Raw genomic sequence first — 19,473 nt, 5'->3', positions numbered from 1 at the left:
CTCGATTCGGCGGGCGCACAGCCTTTGGTTTCGGCTGCGAGCTTGTGGTTAAATACGGCTTCTTTTGTCCCGGGGTTGGCCGGGGCGCTCATCATAACAGGACGGCTCCGCCCAAGACAGCGGCCGTCAAAGGGACACAAGCCGCCATGCAAGTGAAACACCTGCTGCTGATCGCCATCCTCGGGCTCACCGCGGCCTGTTCCTCCAATAAGGAAGTGATTGACGAGAACCTCAGCGAGGCCGAGCTGTACCAGCAGGCGCAAGCTGACCTGGACAACTCCAGCTATACCAGCGCCGTGAACAAGCTCAAGGCCCTGGAGTCGCGCTACCCGTTCGGCCGCTATGCCGACCAGGCGCAGCTCGAGCTGATCTACGCCAACTACAAGAACTCCGAGCCGGAGGCTGCCAAGTCGGCTGCCGAGCGCTTCATCCGCCTGCACCCGCAGCACCCGAACGTCGATTACGCCTACTACCTCAAGGGCCTGACCTCGTTCGACCAGGACCGTGGCCTGCTGGCGCGCTTCCTGCCGCTGGACATGACCAAGCGTGACCCGGGTGCCGCCCGCGACTCGTACAATGAGTTCGCCCAGCTGACCAGCCGCTTCCCTAACAGCCGCTACGCACCCGACGCCAAGCAGCGCATGATCTACCTGCGCAACCTGCTGGCCGCGTACGAAATTCACGTGGCCGACTACTACCTGAGCCGTCAGGCGTATGTGGCCGCCGCCAACCGTGGCCGTTACGTGGTGGAAAACTTCCAGGAAACCCCATCGGTCGGCGACGGCCTGGCGGTGATGGTCGAGTCGTACCAGAAGATGCACCTGGACGAATTGGCCGCTACCAGCCTGGAAACCCTCAAGCTCAACTACCCCGACCACCCGAGCCTGGTCGATGGCGAGTTCCAGCCCAAGCAGACCGAGTCTGATGGCCGTGGCTGGCTGTCCAAGGCCACCCTGGGCCTGATCGAAACCGACGCCCCACTGCCGCCGGGCGAAACCCGCGCCAACCAGGACGTGGTCAAGCAGTTCCAGGACGCCCGCGACGAGATGCCGCAAGAGCTGCTGCCAAAGGACGAGAACGGTGACCCGATCGTGCCGGAAGGGCCGAAGGAAGCCGAGAAAGACCGCTCGCTGTTCAGCTACATGACCTTTGGTCTGTTCGACTGACACACAGCGGCATGTGAAAGGGAGGCCTTGGGCCTCCCTTTTTTATTGGCCGCGTCCTAGACTGTTGGCTTCTTCAACCGACAAGCTGGACACCATGGTTCGCCTACTTTTCTGGATCGCCCTGATCGCCGCCGCGTTCTGGCTGTGGCGCAAGTTCAAAGTCAGCCAGCAGTCGCACCCTGAGGCGAAGCTGGATGCGCCGCTGCAGATGGTGCGCTGCGCCCATTGCGGCGTGCACTTGCCCAATGACCGGGCACTGCAGCAGGGTAATGAGTGGTATTGCAGCCAGGCGCACTTGCAGCAAGGCCCTGGCCGCCAGGGTTGAACACAAAACCTTGTAGCAGCGGGTTTACCCGCGAATGCTGCTGTGAAGCTACCGACGCATTCGCGGGTGATCCCGCGCCTACAGGGGTCGAGCAGTTCTCAAAACCTGTGCTGTATCAGCCCAACCGCCCTTCTGGCGCATACGGCGCCGGGTCGATGATCGGCTCGGCCCCGGTCAGCAAGTCGCTAAACAGCTGGCACGAAGCCGGCGCCAGCACCAGCCCATTGCGGTAATGCCCGCAGTTCAGCCACAACCCTTCATGCCCTGGCACCGGGCCGATGTAGGGTATGCCTTCGGGCGACCCCGGCCGCAGCCCGGCCCAATGCGCCACCACCGTGGCCCCTTCGAGTTCAGGCAGCAACTCCAGCGCCGACGCCTTCAAGCTCTCCAGCGCATCCACGGTTGGGGTCTTGTCATACCCGGCATGCTCCAGCGTGCTGCCCACCAGAATGTGCCCATCGCGCCGTGGGATCGCATACCGCCCTTTAGCCAGCACCATGCTGGGCAAGAAGTCCGCGGCACACTTGAACAGGATCATCTGGCCCTTCACCGGCTCCACCGGCAGCTCAAGGCCAAGCGTACGCAGCAGCTCGCCACTCCAGGCGCCCGCACTGAGCACCACCTCATCCGCCGCCAGCACGCCGTCAACCGTTTGCACGCCGGCCACGCGCCCGTCGCGCTGGACAAAGCCGGTAACCTGGCAGTGCTCGCGCAAGGTAACGTTTGGCAGCGCCAGCAATGCCGCCTTGAGTGATTTAACCAGGCGCGGGTTGCGCACATTGGCCACACCGGCCATGTAGATGGCGCGCTTGAAGCCCGGGCCAAGCACCGGTACCGCGTCATAGGCTGCCGAGATATCCACGGCACTCAACGGCCGCTGCTCGCGCACGGCCCAGGCCAATGCCTCGGCTTCGTCGTCCAGGTCGAGCCAGTACAGGCCTGTGGTGTGCACTTCAGGGTCGACACCGGTGCTGGCGAACAAACGCTCGCCCAACTGTGGGTAGAAGTCCTGCGACCAGTGCGCCAAGGCGGTCACGGCCGGGCTGTAGCGCCACGGGTACAGCGGCGAAACAATGCCACCGCCAGCCCAGGACGACTCGCGGCCGACCTCGCCCTGATCACACACCACCACCTGCCCGACCTTGGCCGCCAGGTTGAACGCCGTCAGCAGGCCGATCACCCCGCCGCCGATCACCACTACTTGCTTGCTCATCTGTCGATCCAACACCTGAAGTAAAACCGCGATGCATCGGGCACCATTCAACCTTCAGCTTCCCCAGCAGTGCTCGCTGCCCGCTTCGGCACCCGGATTGCTCCGCACGCCGGCCTGGTCGAGCTGAAAATCGCCACAGCGGTCTTGCGCCATCAGCCCGCTCGGCAGACGCCGGGCGCGCAACGTGAAGGTGTCGCTGTCGCGCTGGGCCTGCAGGCTGTAGTAGCGGTTACCGGCAGGCAAGGCCGGGTCGCCCTCGGCGTATTGGCCGGTGCGCACACGGTGGCGCTCCAGGCGCAGGGCAGCATCATGCAGCAGGCCAACCACTTCGCTGCGTGCGGCTCGGCGAAGCGGGTCGCTGTAACTGGGGTAGGCAATGGCTGCCAGAATGCCGGTCACGGCCAGCACAATCAACAATTCGATCAAGCTCAAGCCTTGCTGCATGTCAGTCTCCTCGCAGTCTTTGCCGCCAGCTGATGCGTTGGGTGAGGCCGTCGGCCACGGCATAGACCGCTTCCAGTACATGTCGCGACTGGGTTTGCTTGCTGACAGCGGTTATCCGGAACAGGGTGACCGGCTGACCTACCGGCAGGTGCGCAGCGCGATGGCTCTGGCCTAGGTTCTGTAGCTGGAAGTAACCGTTTTGCGTGCGCTGCCACTGCCCAAGCAAATCATGCGGTCGGTTTGGCGGCAGGCACACGGTACAAGGCTCAGGGGGGGCCCGCTCAAGCTCGCCCTTCCCAGCCAGCAACGCAGCTTCGGCCTCGTCCAGTGCCAGCAGGCCATCGCTTAGGTAACCCGTCATCCGCGTTTCCACTATCGCATCGCCCAGGGCAGATGCAGCCAGCAGGGCCAGCAGCATGCTGAGTACCAAGGCCAACAACAGAACCACGCCACGTTGGCGGCTCATGAAGCAGGTACCGGGTTGCGGATTGCCACGCTCAGCGCGTGGTGCTGCTCAATTTTGAAAAAGGGCTCGTACAACGTCAGAGCAATGTCCACCCTGCCCCCTTTCGACGTTTGCACACGCTCCACGTGCATCTCCCGCACATTCTCTACCAATGGCTGGAAGCTTTTTCCGCGCTTGAATTTCAGCGTATTGCCTTGAAGCTGGTAGACATACTGGCTGACGGGGTATGCCAGTGGATAAAGCTTGCCCTCGTTTCGCACTTTCTCCACGACTACCTTTTTTAGGCAGTCCGTTTGCACGAACCAGTCAGGCGCCCCCACCTGCCCGGGCAGTTCCGCCACAACCAGGCTCAGGGTAGATTGCCCCACGTCCACCGGCCGAGCGAAGGCCTGCTGCGCGACTGTGCTTCTGAAGTCGGCAGGCTGCAGACGCAGGCAGCCGAACATGCCTGCCATGCGGATATCCTGGGCCATGCGCAGCAATGCCAGGCGGGCTTCATCCTGCATGCGCACGGAGGTGCTTTGCAGCCGCCAGGCCTGGTGAGCGGAGGCAAAGAGTTGGCTGGCCGCCGCCAGCAGCATCAAACCGGTAGCCAGCGCCAACATCAGCTCAAGCAAGCCAAAACCGCGCTGGGCGCGGCTCATAACCGCCCCCTCTCTTGCTCGCTGTGCGCCGCCATCGCGGCCTGCCCCGCGCGGCGCGCGCTGTCCGCAGCCTGCAATGCCTGAAGCTGCAACCCCGCCGCTGCAAACATGCCCACAGCCACTACCAGCATCGCCAATAACACTTCCAGGAGCGTCATGCCCCGTTGCCTTGCGTGCATCCCTGCACCTCCTGCGACTTTTCCCGCGATTGCTTTGAACTCGGACGACTGGAGCGCGTGTCCATCGTCGGTGAAGCTACAGCCAAGCACTTCCAGGGGGGAATGCACGGTGAAGCAACGCGGTGTAACACTGATACAAATGTTGTCGGCCTTGGCAGTGGCCGTCTTGCTGACACAGCTCGGCATACCGGCCTACGCCCGGATGAGCGATGACCTACACCGGGCGGCTGTGGCCCGTGATTTGGCGCAGACACTGCGCAGTGCGCGCAGCCATGCCATGCTGCAAAGTCAGCCGGTGCTGGTGCAGGCGTTGGATGGCAACTGGGGGAATGGTTGGCGGGTGGCACTGGAGCATAACCGGCAGGTGCTGCGTGAGCAGCGGCTTGCCCGACCGCTGAAAATTACCAGCAATGGCGGTGAGCAATTCAAGTTCAGTGCGCAGGGGGTGCCAATGAATCGCGGTAACGGTTGGTTTGCCGTGTCGCTGGAAGTGTGCGAGCGCTCATCCGCCACCAGCCGTTATCAAGTGGTGATGGCATCGTCTGGAAGAGTCAATTTGCTTACAGAGGACCGCAACAATAACCGCTGTGCCGGTTAGTGCGGTCGTGATAGGAGCCGCGTAATCCCGAACATCGTGCAGATGCAAGGGACCACGCAATCTCCGGGCAGGATCAGATCAGCGAGCGAACCCGCAGCTCTTTGGGCATGGAGAAGGTGATGTTCTCTTCCCGCCCATCCAGCTCTTCAGCGCCGGTGGCGCCCCAAGCCTTGAGCTGCTCGATCACGCCACGCACCAGCACTTCGGGTGCCGAAGCCCCGGCGGTAATGCCAATGCGCGCTGCCTGTTCGAACCAGACTTGTTGCAGGTCCTCGGCACCGTCGATCAGGTAGGCCGGGGTGCCCATGCGCTCAGCCAGTTCACGCAAGCGGTTGGAGTTGGAGCTGTTCGGGCTGCCAACCACCAGTACCACGTCGCACTCGTCCGCCAGTTGCTTCACCGCATCCTGGCGGTTCTGGGTGGCATAGCAAATGTCGTCCTTGCGCGGGCCACCAATGTTCGGGAAGCGCGCACGCAGGGCATCGATAACGCGACTGGTGTCGTCCATCGACAGCGTGGTCTGGGTCACGAAAGCCAGATGATCGGGGTCACGCACGTGCAGGTTGGCCACATCCTCCTCGTCTTCGACGAGGTAGATGGCACCACCGTTGCTGGCGTCGTACTGGCCCATGGTGCCTTCGACTTCCGGGTGCCCTTCGTGGCCGATGAGAATGCACTCACGGCCATCGCGGCTGTACTTGGCTACTTCGATGTGCACCTTGGTCACCAGCGGGCAGGTGGCATCGAACACTTTCAGGCCACGACCAGCGGCTTCCTGACGCACAGCCTGGGACACACCGTGAGCACTGAAGATGACAATGACATCGTCCGGCACCTGGTCCAGCTCTTCGACGAAGATGGCCCCACGGTTGCGCAGGTCTTCTACCACGAACTTGTTGTGCACCACTTCGTGACGCACGTAGATCGGCGGGCCGAAGACTTCCAGCGCGCGGTTGACGATCTCGATGGCCCGGTCGACCCCGGCGCAGAAGCCGCGAGGGTTGGCGAGTTTGATTTGCATGCTCAGCTCCAGGCTTACAGGGCCTTGACCTCGAGGATCTCCACCTCGAAGGTGAGGGTCTTGCCAGCCAGTGGGTGATTGAAGTCGATGGTCACCTGGTCATCATCGAACGCTTTGACCACACCCGGCAGCTCGGTGTTGGCGGCGTCGTTGAAGATGATCAGCAGCCCATCGGACAGCTCCATGCCCTCGAACTGCGACCGTGGCATGACTTGCACGTTCTGCGGGTTGGGCTGGCCGAAGGCGTTCTCCGGGGCTACCACCACGGTGCGCTTGTCACCGGCCTTGAAGCCGAACAGGGCGTTTTCAAAGCCAGGCAGCAGGTTGCCATCGCCCACCTTGAAGGTGGCCGGGGCTTTGTCGAAAGTGCTGTCGACGGTGTCGCCGTTTTCCAGGTGCAGCGCGAAGTGCAGGGTGACTTCGGTGTTCTGGCCGATACGGGTGTCAGTCATGGACCGGATCCTCAGACTTCTTGCTCTTGAACATATCCAGCGCCAGCATCACCGCACCAACGGTGATAGCGCTGTCGGCCAGGTTGAAGGCCGGGAAGTAATGACGGTTTTGCCAGTGCACCAGGATGAAGTCGACCACATGGCCCAGCACGACGCGGTCGTAGAGGTTGCCGATCGCGCCCCCCAACACCAGCGCCAATGCCACCGCCAGCCAGGTCTCATTGCGCCCCAGGCGCTTCAGCCACACCACCAGCACAGCACTGACCACCACGGCGATCAGGGCGAACAGCCAACGTTGCCAGCCGGCGCCATCAGCGAGGAAGCTGAATGCGGCACCGGTGTTGTAGGCCAGGGTCCAGCTGAAGTAGTCAGGGATGACGACAATCTGCTGGTACATGCTCAAGGCATTGTTGAAATACAGCTTGGTGGCCTGGTCGAGGACCAGTACCACCAGGCTCAGCCAAAGCCATGCAAGGCGCCCGAAGCGCCCCGCTACAGGGTTAGGCATAGTGGCGCACCTCTCCCGAGCCGCTCAGGTTGTCGACGCAACGGCTGCAGATTTCCGGGTGCTCCGGGTGGCTGCCGACGTCGGCGCGGAAGTGCCAGCAACGGCCGCACTTGGCGTGGCCGGACTTGACCACTTTCAGCTTGAGGCCTTCGACTTCGGTGGCTACGGCGTCTGCCGGGGCCTGCACGAACGGCACCACGCTGGCTGCCGAGGTAATCAGCACGAAGCGCAGCTCGTCACCCAGCTTGCCCAGGTCGGCGCTCAGGCCTTCGTCAGCGTACAGGGTAACTTCGGCCTGCAGGTTGCCGCCGATGACCTTGGCGGTACGTTGGTTTTCCAGCTCCTTGTTGACCGATGCCTTGACGGCCATCACGCGGTCCCAATAGGCGCGGTCCAGCTCGGTGCCTTGCGGCAGCTCGCTCAGGCCTTGGTACCAGCCGTTAAGCATGACCGACTCGTTGCGCTCGCCTGGCAGGTACTGCCAGATTTCGTCAGCGGTGAACGCCAGGATTGGCGCGATCCAGCGCACCAGCGCTTCACTGATGTGGTACAGCGCGGTCTGGCAAGAGCGCCGGGCGACACTGTTGGCGCCGGTGGTGTACTGGCGGTCCTTGATGATGTCAAGGTAGAAGCCGCCCAGTTCCTGTACGCAGAAGTTGTGCACTTTGGAATAGACGTTCCAGAAACGGTACTCGCTGTAGTGCTCTTCCAGTTCGCGTTGCAGCAGCAGGGTGCGGTCCACGGCCCAGCGGTCCAGCGCCAGCATGTCTTCCGGGGCCAGCAGGTCGCGGGCCGGGTCGAAGCCGGACAGGTTGGACAGCAGGAAGCGTGCGGTATTGCGGATACGCCGGTAGGCGTCGGCACTACGCTGCAGGATCTGCTCGGAAACGGCCATTTCACCGGAGTAGTCGGTGGCCGAAACCCACAGGCGCAGGATGTCGGCACCCAGGGTGTTGTTGACCTTCTCCGGCTCGATGGTATTGCCCAGCGATTTGGACATCTTGCGGCCGTTCTCGTCCACGGTGAAACCGTGGGTCAACAGCTCGCGGTACGGCGCGTGGCCGTCGATGGCGCAACCGGTCAGCAAGGACGAGTGGAACCAGCCGCGGTGCTGGTCGGAACCTTCCAGGTACAGGTCGGCGCGCGGGCCAGTGGCGTGGCCGATGTCGTGCGAGCCGCGCAGCACATGCCAGTGGGTGGTGCCCGAGTCGAACCACACATCCAGCGTGTCGCTGATCTTGTCGTACTGGTCGGCTTCAGCGCCCAGCAGTTCGGCGGCGTCCAGCTTGAACCAGGCCTCGATACCTTCCTGTTCGACGCGCTTGGCCACGGCTTCCATCAGCTCGACGGTGCGTGGGTGCAGCTCACCGCTCTGTTTGTGCAGGAAGAACGGGATCGGCACGCCCCAGTTACGCTGACGCGAAATGCACCAGTCCGGGCGGTTGGCGATCATCGAGTGCAGGCGCGCCTGGCCCCAGGCCGGGACGAACTTGGTGTCTTCGATGGCTTTCAACGCGCGCTCACGCAGCGGCTGACCGGTGCTTGGCTGCTTGTCCATGCCGACGAACCACTGCGCAGTGGCGCGGTAGATCAGCGGGGTCTTGTGGCGCCAGCAGTGCATGTAGCTGTGGCTGATGGTTTCGGTGTGCATCAGCGCACCGACTTCGCTCAGTTTTTCGACGATGGCCGGGTTGGCCTTCCAGATGAACTGGCCGCCGAAGAACGGCAGCGACTCGACGTACACGCCGTTGCTCTGCACCGGAGTGAGAATGTCGTCATTGACCATGCCGTAGCGCTTGCAGGTGACGAAGTCGTCCTCACCATAAGCAGGCGCGGAGTGGACCACACCGGTACCGGCGCCCAGCTCGACGTAGTCAGCCAGGTAGACGGGCGACAGGCGGTCGTAGAATGGGTGGCGGAAGTTGATCAGTTCCAGCGCCGAACCCTGGGCAGTAGCGATAACTGTGCCTTCCAGGTTGTAGCGCTTGAGGCTCGATTCGACCAGCTCTTCGGCCAGCACCAGCAGGCGCTCGCCGGTGTCGACCAGGGCGTACTTGAACTCTGGGTGGATGTTCAGCGCCTGGTTGGCTGGGATGGTCCATGCAGTGGTGGTCCAGATCACGATGGCCGCTGGCTTGGCCAGCGCAGCCAGGCCGAAGGCAGCGGCCAGCTTGGCCTCATCGGCAACCGGGAAGGCCACGTCGATGGTCTGGGATTTCTTGTCGGCGTATTCGACTTCCGCTTCAGCCAGCGCCGAACCGCAATCGAAGCACCAGTTCACCGGCTTCAGGCCCTTGAACACGAAGCCTTGCTTGACCATTTCGGCCAGGGCGCGGATTTCACCGGCCTCGTTGGCGAAGTTCATGGTCTTGTACGGGTTGTCCCAGTCACCCAGCACGCCCAGGCGAATGAACTCGGTCTTTTGCCCTTCGATCTGCTCGGCGGCGTACTCGCGGCACAGCTCGCGGGTGCGGTCGGCGGTCAGGTGCTTACCGTGGGTAACCTCGACCTTGTGCTCGATCGGCAGGCCATGGCAGTCCCAGCCCGGCACGTACGGCGCATCGAAGCCGGCCAGGGTCTTGGAACGGACGATCATGTCCTTGAGGATCTTGTTCAGCGCATGACCGATGTGAATCTTGCCGTTGGCATAAGGCGGGCCGTCGTGCAGGACGAACTTGGGACGATCCTTGCCAATTTCGCGCAGCTTCTGGTACAGGCCAATGCTGTCCCAGCGCTGCAGGATCTGCGGTTCGCGCTGAGGCAGGCCGGCCTTCATGGGGAAGGCGGTGTCCGGAAGGTTAAGCGTGGCTTTGTAGTCGGTCATTTCAGGCTCTTCGTTAACGGTTGAGCGTGCCAATGTGCACGTGCGGCGGCGATATCCGCATCGATCGCCGACTTCAGCGCCTCCAGGGAGGCGAATCGCTGCTCTTCACGCAGCTTGTGGTGGAACTCCACCGTCAGGCGCCGGCCGTAAAGGTCGCCAGCATAATCCAGCAGATGAATCTCTAGGTGCGGGCGCCCGTCACCGGCAACGGTGGGGCGCACGCCAATATTGCCGACACCCGGCCAGGCCTTGCCGTCGATCTCGATGCTGGCCAGGTAAACCCCGGACAGCGGCACGCGGCGGCGCTTGAGCTGGATGTTGGCGGTAGGTGTGCCGAGCTGGCGCGCCAGCTTCTGGCCATGCAGCACACGGCCAGTGATGCGGTACGGGCGGCCCAACAGGTGCTCAGCCAGCACGAAGTTGCCTTCGGCCAAGGCCTTGCGCACTTCGGTGCTGCTGACCCGCAGGCCGTCCTGAATCACCGTATTGGCAGCCTCGACGGTAAAACCGTAGTGCTTGCCCGCGCCCACCAAAAAGGCGAAGTCGCCGGCACGGTCGCAGCCAAAGCGGAAGTCATCACCCACTTCGAGGTGGCGCACGCCCAGGCCGTCAACCAGGATGGCCTTGACGAACTCATCGGCGCTGAGCTTGCTCAAGCGCTGATTGAAGGCCAGGCACAGCACCCGGTCGATGCCTTCGCCAGCCAGCAACTCGATCTTGTCGCGCAGGCGGGCCAGGCGGGCCGGCGCGGTATCAGGGGCGAAGTACTCGCGTGGTTGTGGTTCGAAGATCACCACGCAGGTCGGCAGGCCCAAAGCCTGGCCGCGCTCGCGCAGGCGCGCCAGGATCGCCTGGTGGCCGCGGTGAACCCCGTCGAAGTTGCCAATGGTGGCGACACAGCCCCGGTGCTCGGGGCGCAGGTTGTGAAGACCTCGAACCAGCTGCATAACGCGCTTCTTGCTCATAAAGTGGCCGATTATAACCACACCCGGGCGCTGGTGACAGGCAGCAGCGCCCAAGGGCGGCGTGGAATGCGAAAAACCGACGCCTGACCCGCCCGATGCCTCAGTGCAGGGCCTTGCGGGCAAAATGTCGCGGCCGGAAGCCGCACAGGTACAGGCAGCCAAAATAGGTCACGACGCCCGCCAGGATCAGCGCGCCAAGGCGCATGAAACGCTCAAGCATGATGCCCTGCTCCCAGGCCGGCATATAGTGCATGCCCGCCAACAGTACTGCGGACATCAGCGCCACTGCCAAAATCAGCTTCAGCAGGAACATTGCCCAGCCCGGCTGCGGCTCGAACAACTGCTGAGTACGCAGCTTCCAGAACAGCAAGCCGGCATTCAGGCAGGCGCCGAGGCTGATCGCCAATGCCAGGCCGGCATGCGCAAGCGGGCCGACCAAAGCCAGGTTGAACAACTGGGTGCAGACCAGGGTAAACACCGCGATCTTCACCGGCGTGCGGATATTCTGCTGCGCATAGAAGCCCGGTGCCAGTACCTTGACCAGAATGATCGCCAGCAAGCCAACGGAATAGGCTATCAGCGCGCGCTGGGTCATGGCCGCATCGAACGCACTGAACTTGCCATATTGGAACAGCGCAACGGTCAGGGGCTCGGCAAGAATGGCCAGGGCCAGGGTGCAGGGCAACACCAGCAGGAAACACAGGCGCAGCCCCCAGTCGAGGATCCGCGAGTATTCTTCGCGATCCTTGTTGGCATAGGTCTTGGCCAGGGTTGGCAGCAGGATGGTGCCAAGGGCCACGCCCAGCACGCCCGAAGGCAGCTCCATGAGGCGGTCGGCGTAGTACATCCACGACACCGAGCCGGCCACCAGGAACGAGGCGAAGATGGTGTTGATGATCAGCGAGATCTGGCTCACCGACACCCCAAGGATCGCCGGCAGCATCTGCTTGAGCACCCGCCACACGCCGGCGTCACGCAGGTTCAGGCGCGGCAGCACGAGCATGCCGATCTTCTTCAGCGCTGGCAGCTGGTACAGCAACTGCGCCAGGCCACCGGCCAGTACGCCCCAGGCCAGGGCCATGATCGGCGGATCGAAGTACGGCGTGAGCAGCACGGCGAAGGCAATCATTGCCACGTTCAGCAAAGTCGGCGTAAAGGCCGGCACCGAGAACCGGTTCCAGGTATTGAGGATCGCCCCTGCCAGCGACGACAGCGAGATCAGCAATATATAGGGAAACGTCACGCGCAACAGGTCGGTGGTCAGCGCGTATTTTTCGGCGTTGTCGACAAACCCCGGGGCTGTCGCCCACACCACCCACGGCGCCGCCAATATGCCAATAGCGGTCACCAGGGCCAGGACCAGGGTCAACAGGCCGCTGACATAAGCGACGAATGTACGGGTCGCCTCTTCGCCTTGCTGGGTCTTGTATTCAGCCAATATCGGCACGAACGCCTGGGAGAACGCACCTTCGGCGAAGATGCGCCGCAACAGGTTGGGCAGTTTGAAGGCGATGAAGAAGGCATCGGTGGCGACGCCAGCACCAAAAATGCGCGCCAGGATAGTGTCGCGAACGAAGCCCAGCACCCGCGAAATCATGGTGATCGAGCTTACCGCAGCCAGGGATTTGAGCAGGTTCATCGAAAAGTTTCACGCCAAGGGCAGAGGACGCTGCCAGACAGCGTCCGAATGTGCGATACTCCCGCGCCTTCGCAGGGGAGCCAAAAATTCCCGAGTTTACAGGTCGCGCAGCAGAAAGGAATATTTCCCTCTTGTTGGCGCACCGCTCGGCGGAACCTTGCAGGTGGCCTTGACATCCGCTCGACTGATCGGCATGATTCGCGGCCTATTTTGTTTGCTATTTACCTAAAGTCTTTCGAGGAGCTCGACGGTGGCCAACACACCTTCCGCCAAGAAACGTGCAAAACAGGCTGAGAAGCGTCGCAGCCACAACGCCAGCCTGCGTTCCATGGTCCGCACCTACATCAAGAATGTAGTTAAAGCCATTGACGCAAAAGACGCCGAAAAAGCACAAGCTGCTTACGTTCTGGCTGTGCCTGTAATCGACCGTATGGCCGACAAGGGCATCATCCACAAGAACAAGGCTGCTCGTCACAAAGGCCGTCTGAATGGCCACATCAAGGCACTGAAAGAAGCTGCAGCTGCCTAAGCGATGCGCCATTCGAAAAACCGACCCTAGGGTCGGTTTTTTGTTGCCTGCGATTTATGTTTGCGAGCACGCCCTTTGTAGAAAGGGCCGTTCCTATAAAGAGCAGGGCCGCGCTTGGCAGCCCTGCTTTTACATCACTTGGCAATCTGAATCTTCGGCGCCCACTGCAGCCACTCATCCTCGGCCTTTTCGAACAAGGCAAAGGTCTGCTGCGGCCGCGCCGGGTTACCCATTTGCTCGCCATCCGGCGTAGCGAAGGCGATACCGCCGTCGATCATGGTCTCCACCGACTCGGTACGCACCGTAGCCCCCTTGAGCAGCCCCCACTCGAAACCGAAGCCGCTACTGTTCCAGAAGCGGCTGCCACTGCGCACCAGCGCGGCATAGCGCGGCTCGATCAGGATATGGATCAGCACACGGTCAGCGCTCTGGCCCAGCTCGAAGCCTGTCACCTTGCCCACCGCAACCTCGCGATAGGTCACCGGCACACCAGGCTTGATCGAGCCGCGGCGCGGGGCGCTTAGCGTCAACGGCAAGCCGACTTCTGGCCCGGCCACCTGCGGGGCGTCGGCCAAGGCAATGAAATCACGCTGCGGCCCGCGATCTTTGGCAGCCGGTTGCACTTCCAGGTACTGCCCACCCACCAAGGTATCGAGGTTCTGGGTACGCACCAGGCCAAAGGCTGGCTTGACCACCCAGAACTGCGTACCGACGCGGGCGATACGGTCTGCCGCTTCGGTAATGCGCGCCCGCAGCAGCACCGCCTGCAAGTCATTGGTAAGGTCGACGCTCTCGATACTGCCCACATCCAGGCCGCGGAAGCGAATCGCCGTGCCTGGTTTCAGGCCATCGGCACGGTCCACGCGAATAGTGATCAACGTACCTGAGCGGTTGACCGCCTCCTGGCTGTCATGCAGGCGGAAGCGCGGAATGTGGCGCTTGAGCGCTACATCGGGCCGTGGCGTGTCGAACGCGATACCGCCAGCCATCAGGGTCTGCAGCGACTCACTCTTGATCTTGATGCCCGACAGGCCGCCGGTCAGGGTAATGCCACTGACGTTCCAGAAGCGCGACGAACCGTTGACCAGCTTTTCGTATTCCTTCTCGATATGCACACCGATCAGGATACGGTTGCTGTTGCGGGCGAACTGGTAGCTTTGCACGCTACCAACCTTCACTTGGCGGTACATCACCGGACTGCCGATTTCCAACGACCCCAGGGTATCGGCGAACAACACCATGTGCAGGCCCGGCGCCTTGAGGTCCAGCGGCGGCGCCTTGGCGCGGGCCTCAAACTCGCGCTCGGGCCGCTGCCCTTTTTCACCGGGGCGAATGGCGATGTAGTTACCTTTGACCAACGCTTCCAGGCCGGTGATACCCGCCAGGGAAATCGACGGCTTCACCACCCAGAACTGCGTGCCCTCGACCAGATAGTCCTCGGTTAACGGGTCGAGCGTGAGCTCAGCCGATGCACTGGCCAGGCTGTCTTCCATCTTCAGGGCTTTCAGCGAGCCCACCTGGATGCCCTTGTACATGACCGGCGTGCGGCCCGCCTGCAGGCCTTCATAGTCGCTCAACTTCACCTTGACCCGAATACCGGCCTGAGCCGCATCGAAGTCTTCATATAGGCGGAACGGCAGGCTCGAGTCGGTGGGCGGGCTGTCCTTGCGGTATTCCGGCGTGGCAAAGGCGATACCCCCGGCGACAATGCTCGACAGCGATTCGCTGCGCACTTTCACGCCCGAGAGCGATGCATCGATACTGACACCACTGGCGTTCCAGAAACGCGTGTGCTTGCGCACCAGGCTGGCATAGGCCGGCTCGATGAAGACTTTGATCTCGACAGTACTCTGGTCATCGGACAGGCGATAACTTTTCACCCGGCCAACCTGGATCTGCTTGTAGAACACCGGGCTGTCACGGTTAAGCGAACCCAGGCGGTCGGCCTTGAGGGTCAGGTGCAGGCCCGGCTCCGTGTCCGACAGCGGCGGAGCCACCTTCAAGGCGGTAAAGCGCTTGGTACGCTCCCCCTCCCCCGGGCTTACGGCGATGTAGTTGCCCGATACCAGCGTCTCCAGGCCAGAAATACCCGCCAGGCTGACGCTTGGCTTGACCAGCCAGAAGCGCGTGCCTTTGGTCAGGTGGGGCTCGGCAGCCTTGTTCATCTCGATGGTAGCGATTACCCCCTGGTTGTCGCCCTTGGCATCGAGCACCAGGCTTTTGACCTTACCAACCGGCATGCCCTTGTAAATCACCTCGGTCTTGTTGGCGACGATACCCTCGCCCGACTCGAAGCGGACTTCAATTTCCACACCAGCATCCCGGTAAGCCTGCCATGCAAGCCAGCCACCGATCATTAAAGCGATCAGTGGCAGGATCCAGATAGCCGACCAGTTTGAGGCTGGTCGGGTTTTAGCCGTTGGCAGGTCACTCATGGTCGTCATCCGACTCCGTGTTATCCCAAATCAGTCGGGGATCAAAAGTTAAAGCGGCAAGCATTGTCAGGATCACCACAGTTGCGAAGGCGACAGCGCCCAAGTTGGCTTCGACACTGGCTATGCGGCCGAAATTCACCACCGCCACCAGGATGGCAATGACAAAGATATCGAGCATGGACCAGCGCCCAATGAATTCGATGAAGCGGTACATCAAGATCCGTTGCCGCGCCGAAAGCGGCTGCCGACGCTGAACGGAGTACAACAGCAGGCCAATACCCACCAGCTTGAACGTCGGCACCAGAATACTGGCAATGAACACCACGGCAGCAATGGGCACCATGCCATGCTTGAGCAAGGTGATGACCCCGGACATGATCGTGTCGGGGCTGCCTTGGCCGAGGGTGCTCACGGTCATGATCGGCAGCAGGTTGGCCGGGATGTAGAGGATCGACGCCGCAATCAGCAGCGCCCAAGTGCGCACGATACTGTTCGGGCGGCGAGCATGCACAATGGCGCCGCAGCGTGTGCAGGTCTGTGAAGCACTGCCCGGCTCTTGCCTGTTCAGCTCATGACATTCATTGCAGACCAGAATGCCTGCATCAATCGCCCGCATGCAGGTCCTCCCCCGATAGCGCACTCCAGATCTGGTGCGGTGACATCACAACTTCGAGCCACACCTGGATCAATAAAAGGCTGATGAAGCAGAACAACCCCAAACCCACAGTGAGTTCGGCGAGGTCTACCAGTTTGACGATGGCCACCAACACCCCCATGAAATAGACCTCGAGCATGCCCCAGTCACGCAAGTGGTGATAGATGCGATAGAACAACAGGCCGAAATTACGGCCTACGTTCAGGCGAATGCTCAACAGCACAGCCAGCTGGCACAACAGTTTTGCCAGGGGTATGGCCATGCTGCAGAGGAATACCACCACCGCCACGCCACGCATTTGCGAGTTGTACAGGCCCACCACGCCGCTCCAGACGGTATCGTCCGAGGTCTGGCCAAGCAGATGCAGCTGCATGATCGGCAGGAAATTGGCTGGCACGAACAGCAATAGGGCAGTCAGTACCAACGCCAGACTGCGGTTGACCACATTATGCCGGTGGGCATAGAGCTCGTAGCCGCAGCGCGGGCATTGGGCCTTTTCATCATGCTCAAGCACCGGCTTGCGCAGCAGCAGGTCGCATTCGTGGCAAGCGACAAGCTCATCCAGCGGCAACTGGGCCAGGGTTTCAGGTTCGACAGGATTGGGCATATAGCGCTTCTGAATAGGTGCGTGGGTCTATTCTAGTGTTCTGGCTCGAATTGTGGGAGGCGATGCAACAGCAGGCTTGCGCAATCCCTGTGGGAGCGGCGTAAGCCTGGGGATTTTTGCGCCACAAAGACAAAACCCCTACCTGCATGCGCAGATAGGGGTTTTGCGAAATGAATCTTGACGATGACCTACTCTCACATGGGGAAACCCCACACTACCATCGGCGATGCATCGTTTCACTACTGAGTTCGGGATGGGATCAGGTGGTTCCAATGCTCTATGGTCGTCAAGAAATTCTGTAGCCAGAATGTCCAGATGGACAGCCCAGCGAATTCGGATATGTGATATTTGTGGTTCGTTGCGAACTTTCGGTTCGTATCATCTTCACCACCACAATTTGGCTTCGTGCGCAAATTGCTTGGGTGTTATATGGTCAAGCCTCACGGGCAATTAGTATTGGTTAGCTCAACGCCTCACAGCGCTTACACACCCAACCTATCAACGTCGTAGTCTTCGACGGCCCTTTAGGGGATTCAAGATCCCAGTGAGATCTCATCTTGAGGCAAGTTTCCCGCTTAGATGCTTTCAGCGGTTATCTCTTCCGAACATAGCTACCCGGCAATGCCACTGGCGTGACAACCGGAACACCAGAGGTTCGTCCACTCCGGTCCTCTCGTACTAGGAGCAGCCCCTCTCAAATCTCAAACGTCCACGGCAGATAGGGACCGAACTGTCTCACGACGTTCTAAACCCAGCTCGCGTACCACTTTAAATGGCGAACAGCCATACCCTTGGGACCGGCTTCAGCCCCAGGATGTGATGAGCCGACATCGAGGTGCCAAACACCGCCGTCGATATGAACTCTTGGGCGGTATCAGCCTGTTATCCCCGGAGTACCTTTTATCCGTTGAGCGATGGCCCTTCCATACAGAACCACCGGATCACTAAGACCTACTTTCGTACCTGCTCGACGTGTTTGTCTCGCAGTCAAGCGCGCTTTTGCCTTTATACTCTACGACCGATTTCCGACCGGTCTGAGCGCACCTTCGTACTCCTCCGTTACTCTTTGGGAGGAGACCGCCCCAGTCAAACTACCCACCATACACTGTCCTCGATCCGGATAACGGACCTGAGTTAGAACCTCAAAGTTGCCAGGGTGGTATTTCAAGGATGGCTCCATGAGAACTGGCGTCCCCACTTCAAAGCCTCCCACCTATCCTACACAAGCAAATTCAAAGTCCAGTGCAAAGCTATAGTAAAGGTTCACGGGGTCTTTCCGTCTAGCCGCGGATACACTGCATCTTCACAGCGATTTCAATTTCACTGAGTCTCGGGTGGAGACAGCGCCGCCATCGTTACGCCATTCGTGCAGGTCGGAACTTACCCGACAAGGAATTTCGCTACCTTAGGACCGTTATAGTTACGGCCGCCGTTTACCGGGGCTTCGATCAAGAGCTTCGCTTGCGCTAACCCCATCAATTAACCTTCCGGCACCGGGCAGGCGTCACACCCTATACGTCCACTTTCGTGTTTGCAGAGTGCTGTGTTTTTAATAAACAGTCGCAGCGGCCTGGTATCTTCGACCGGCATGGGCTTACGGAGCAAGTCCTTGACCCTCGCCGGCGCACCTTCTCCCGAAGTTACGGTGCCATTTTGCCTAGTTCCTTCACCCGAGTTCTCTCAAGCGCCTTGGTATTCTCTACCTAACCACCTGTGTCGGTTTGGGGTACGGTTCCCAGTTATCTGAAGCTTAGGAGCTTTTCTTGGAAGCATGGTATCAACCACTTCGTCGCCTAAAGGCAACTCGTCATCAGCTCTCGGCCTTAGAATCCCGGATTTGCCTAAGATTCCAGCCTACCACCTTAAACCTGGACAACCAACGCCAGGCTGGCCTAACCTTCTCCGTCCCTCCATCGCAATAACTGGAAGTACAGGAATATTAACCTGTTTTCCATCGACTACGCTTTTCAGCCTCGCCTTAGGGACCGACTAACCCTGCGTCGATTAACGTTGCGCAGGAAACCTTGGTCTTTCGGCGTGCGAGTTTTTCACTCGCATTGTCGTTACTCATGTCAGCATTCGCACTTCTGATACCTCCAGCAAGCTTCTCAACTCACCTTCACAGGCTTACAGAACGCTCCTCTACCGCATCATCATAAGATGATACCCGTAGCTTCGGTGCATGGTTTGAGCCCCGTTACATCTTCCGCGCAGGCCGACTCGACTAGTGAGCTATTACGCTTTCTTTAAAGGGTGGCTGCTTCTAAGCCAACCTCCTAGCTGTCTAAGCCTTCCCACATCGTTTCCCACTTAACCATGACTTTGGGACCTTAGCTGACGGTCTGGGTTGTTTCCCTTTTCACGACGGACGTTAGCACCCGCCGTGTGTCTCCCATGCTCGGCACTTGTAGGTATTCGGAGTTTGCATCGGTTTGGTAAGTCGGGATGACCCCCTAGCCGAAACAGTGCTCTACCCCCTACAGTGATACATGAGGCGCTACCTAAATAGCTTTCGAGGAGAACCAGCTATCTCCGAGCTTGATTAGCCTTTCACTCCGATCCACAGGTCATCCGCTAACTTTTCAACGGTAGTCGGTTCGGTCCTCCAGTCAGTGTTACCTAACCTTCAACCTGCCCATGGATAGATCGCCCGGTTTCGGGTCTATACCCAGCGACTAAACGCCCTATTAAGACTCGCTTTCGCTACGCCTCCCCTATTCGGTTAAGCTCGCCACTGAATATAAGTCGCTGACCCATTATACAAAAGGTACGCAGTCACCTAACAAAGTAGGCTCCCACTGCT

General features: G+C 60.5%; 18 protein-coding genes and 2 rRNA genes (1 of these 20 cut by a window edge). 4 read left to right on the top strand and 16 right to left on the bottom strand.

Features of this window, described 5'->3' with window-relative positions; translation table 11 throughout:
- Positions 1-146: 146 nt before the first annotated feature.
- Both DV532_RS03250 and DV532_RS03245 read left to right on the top strand, forming a co-directional pair.
- Positions 147-1,166, top strand: a complete 1,020-nt coding sequence (locus DV532_RS03250; RefSeq protein ID WP_056795257.1) for an outer membrane protein assembly factor BamD — start codon at positions 147-149, stop codon at positions 1,164-1,166.
- Positions 1,167-1,260: 94 nt separating this feature from the next.
- A complete protein-coding gene (locus DV532_RS03245; protein WP_056795253.1) occupies positions 1,261-1,491 on the top strand; it encodes a PP0621 family protein in 231 nt (76 codons plus the stop codon).
- A gap of 115 nt (positions 1,492-1,606) precedes the next feature.
- Here DV532_RS03245 and thiO read toward each other — a convergent pair whose 3' ends face one another.
- From thiO to DV532_RS03220, 5 genes are read right to left on the bottom strand one after another with little or no spacing between them, the layout of a single operon-like run.
- Positions 1,607-2,704: a glycine oxidase ThiO gene (thiO, locus tag DV532_RS03240; RefSeq protein ID WP_056795250.1), complete on the bottom strand. Its 1,098-nt coding sequence runs from the start codon at positions 2,702-2,704 to the stop codon at positions 1,607-1,609.
- A 54-nt stretch (positions 2,705-2,758) separates the two neighbouring features.
- Complete coding sequence (locus DV532_RS03235; protein WP_056795248.1) at positions 2,759-3,148, bottom strand: type IV pilin protein; 390 nt, start codon at positions 3,146-3,148, stop codon at positions 2,759-2,761.
- Position 3,149: 1 nt separating this feature from the next.
- Positions 3,150-3,614 carry a hypothetical protein gene (locus DV532_RS03230; protein ID WP_056795245.1) on the bottom strand — a complete coding sequence of 155 codons (465 nt, stop codon included), beginning with the start codon at positions 3,612-3,614 and terminating at the stop codon, positions 3,150-3,152.
- Entirely contained in the window at positions 3,611-4,258 is a 648-nt protein-coding gene (locus tag DV532_RS03225; protein ID WP_056795243.1) for a PilW family protein, read from the bottom strand. The genes DV532_RS03230 and DV532_RS03225 overlap by 4 nt, the downstream gene beginning before the upstream one ends.
- On the bottom strand, positions 4,255-4,437 hold the full coding sequence (locus DV532_RS03220; RefSeq protein WP_056795241.1) for a prepilin-type N-terminal cleavage/methylation domain-containing protein: 183 nt from the start codon (positions 4,435-4,437) through the stop codon (positions 4,255-4,257). Before DV532_RS03220 ends, DV532_RS03225 begins: the two co-directional genes overlap by 4 nt.
- Before the next feature lie 109 nt (positions 4,438-4,546).
- On the opposite strand from DV532_RS03220, the gene DV532_RS03215 reads away from it, so the two are divergent.
- Entirely contained in the window at positions 4,547-5,035 is a 489-nt protein-coding gene (locus DV532_RS03215) for a GspH/FimT family pseudopilin (protein ID WP_056795239.1), read from the top strand.
- Positions 5,036-5,108: 73 nt separating this feature from the next.
- Here DV532_RS03215 and ispH read toward each other — a convergent pair whose 3' ends face one another.
- The 6 genes from ispH to murJ form a co-directional block, all read right to left on the bottom strand.
- On the bottom strand, positions 5,109-6,056 hold the full coding sequence (gene ispH / locus DV532_RS03210; RefSeq protein WP_056795237.1) for a 4-hydroxy-3-methylbut-2-enyl diphosphate reductase: 948 nt from the start codon (positions 6,054-6,056) through the stop codon (positions 5,109-5,111).
- A 14-nt stretch (positions 6,057-6,070) separates the two neighbouring features.
- On the bottom strand, positions 6,071-6,508 hold the full coding sequence (gene fkpB, locus DV532_RS03205) for an FKBP-type peptidyl-prolyl cis-trans isomerase (RefSeq protein WP_056795234.1): 438 nt from the start codon (positions 6,506-6,508) through the stop codon (positions 6,071-6,073).
- Complete coding sequence (lspA, locus tag DV532_RS03200; RefSeq protein ID WP_056795232.1) at positions 6,501-7,016, bottom strand: signal peptidase II; 516 nt, start codon at positions 7,014-7,016, stop codon at positions 6,501-6,503. The genes fkpB and lspA overlap by 8 nt, the downstream gene beginning before the upstream one ends.
- The gene (gene ileS, locus DV532_RS03195) at positions 7,009-9,840 is read right to left on the bottom strand and encodes an isoleucine--tRNA ligase (RefSeq protein WP_056795229.1); all 2,832 of its coding nucleotides are present in this window, start codon (positions 9,838-9,840) and stop codon (positions 7,009-7,011) included. Before ileS ends, lspA begins: the two co-directional genes overlap by 8 nt.
- Positions 9,837-10,787, bottom strand: a complete 951-nt coding sequence (gene ribF / locus DV532_RS03190; RefSeq protein ID WP_056795226.1) for a bifunctional riboflavin kinase/FAD synthetase — start codon at positions 10,785-10,787, stop codon at positions 9,837-9,839. Before ribF ends, ileS begins: the two co-directional genes overlap by 4 nt.
- 118 nt (positions 10,788-10,905) lie before the next feature.
- Positions 10,906-12,444, bottom strand: coding sequence for a murein biosynthesis integral membrane protein MurJ (gene murJ / locus DV532_RS03185; protein ID WP_056795222.1), 1,539 nt, complete (start codon positions 12,442-12,444; stop codon positions 10,906-10,908).
- A 250-nt stretch (positions 12,445-12,694) separates the two neighbouring features.
- On the opposite strand from murJ, the gene rpsT reads away from it, so the two are divergent.
- Positions 12,695-12,973, top strand: a complete 279-nt coding sequence (gene rpsT, locus DV532_RS03180; protein WP_003247625.1) for a 30S ribosomal protein S20 — start codon at positions 12,695-12,697, stop codon at positions 12,971-12,973.
- Positions 12,974-13,107: 134 nt separating this feature from the next.
- On the opposite strand, the gene DV532_RS03175 is transcribed toward rpsT, so the two are convergent.
- The 5 genes from DV532_RS03175 to DV532_RS03155 all read right to left on the bottom strand — a co-directional run.
- Positions 13,108-15,408, bottom strand: coding sequence for a PqiB family protein (locus DV532_RS03175; protein WP_056795219.1), 2,301 nt, complete (start codon positions 15,406-15,408; stop codon positions 13,108-13,110).
- The gene (locus DV532_RS03170; RefSeq protein WP_056795217.1) at positions 15,401-16,024 is read right to left on the bottom strand and encodes a paraquat-inducible protein A; all 624 of its coding nucleotides are present in this window, start codon (positions 16,022-16,024) and stop codon (positions 15,401-15,403) included. The genes DV532_RS03175 and DV532_RS03170 overlap by 8 nt, the downstream gene beginning before the upstream one ends.
- On the bottom strand, positions 16,011-16,670 hold the full coding sequence (locus tag DV532_RS03165; RefSeq protein WP_056795214.1) for a paraquat-inducible protein A: 660 nt from the start codon (positions 16,668-16,670) through the stop codon (positions 16,011-16,013). The genes DV532_RS03170 and DV532_RS03165 overlap by 14 nt, the downstream gene beginning before the upstream one ends.
- A gap of 175 nt (positions 16,671-16,845) precedes the next feature.
- Positions 16,846-16,961, bottom strand: a 5S ribosomal RNA gene (gene rrf, locus DV532_RS03160).
- Between the two features lie 138 nt (positions 16,962-17,099).
- Positions 17,100-19,473: ribosomal RNA gene (locus DV532_RS03155) — 23S ribosomal RNA — on the bottom strand; it runs 519 nt beyond the window's last position.

The sequence above is a fragment of the Pseudomonas sp. Leaf58 genome (genome assembly GCF_003627215.1).
Lineage (GTDB): Bacteria > Pseudomonadota > Gammaproteobacteria > Pseudomonadales > Pseudomonadaceae > Aquipseudomonas.
Note: the sequence above shows the minus strand (reverse complement) of the source record. Positions and strands in the feature narration are given on the sequence as shown.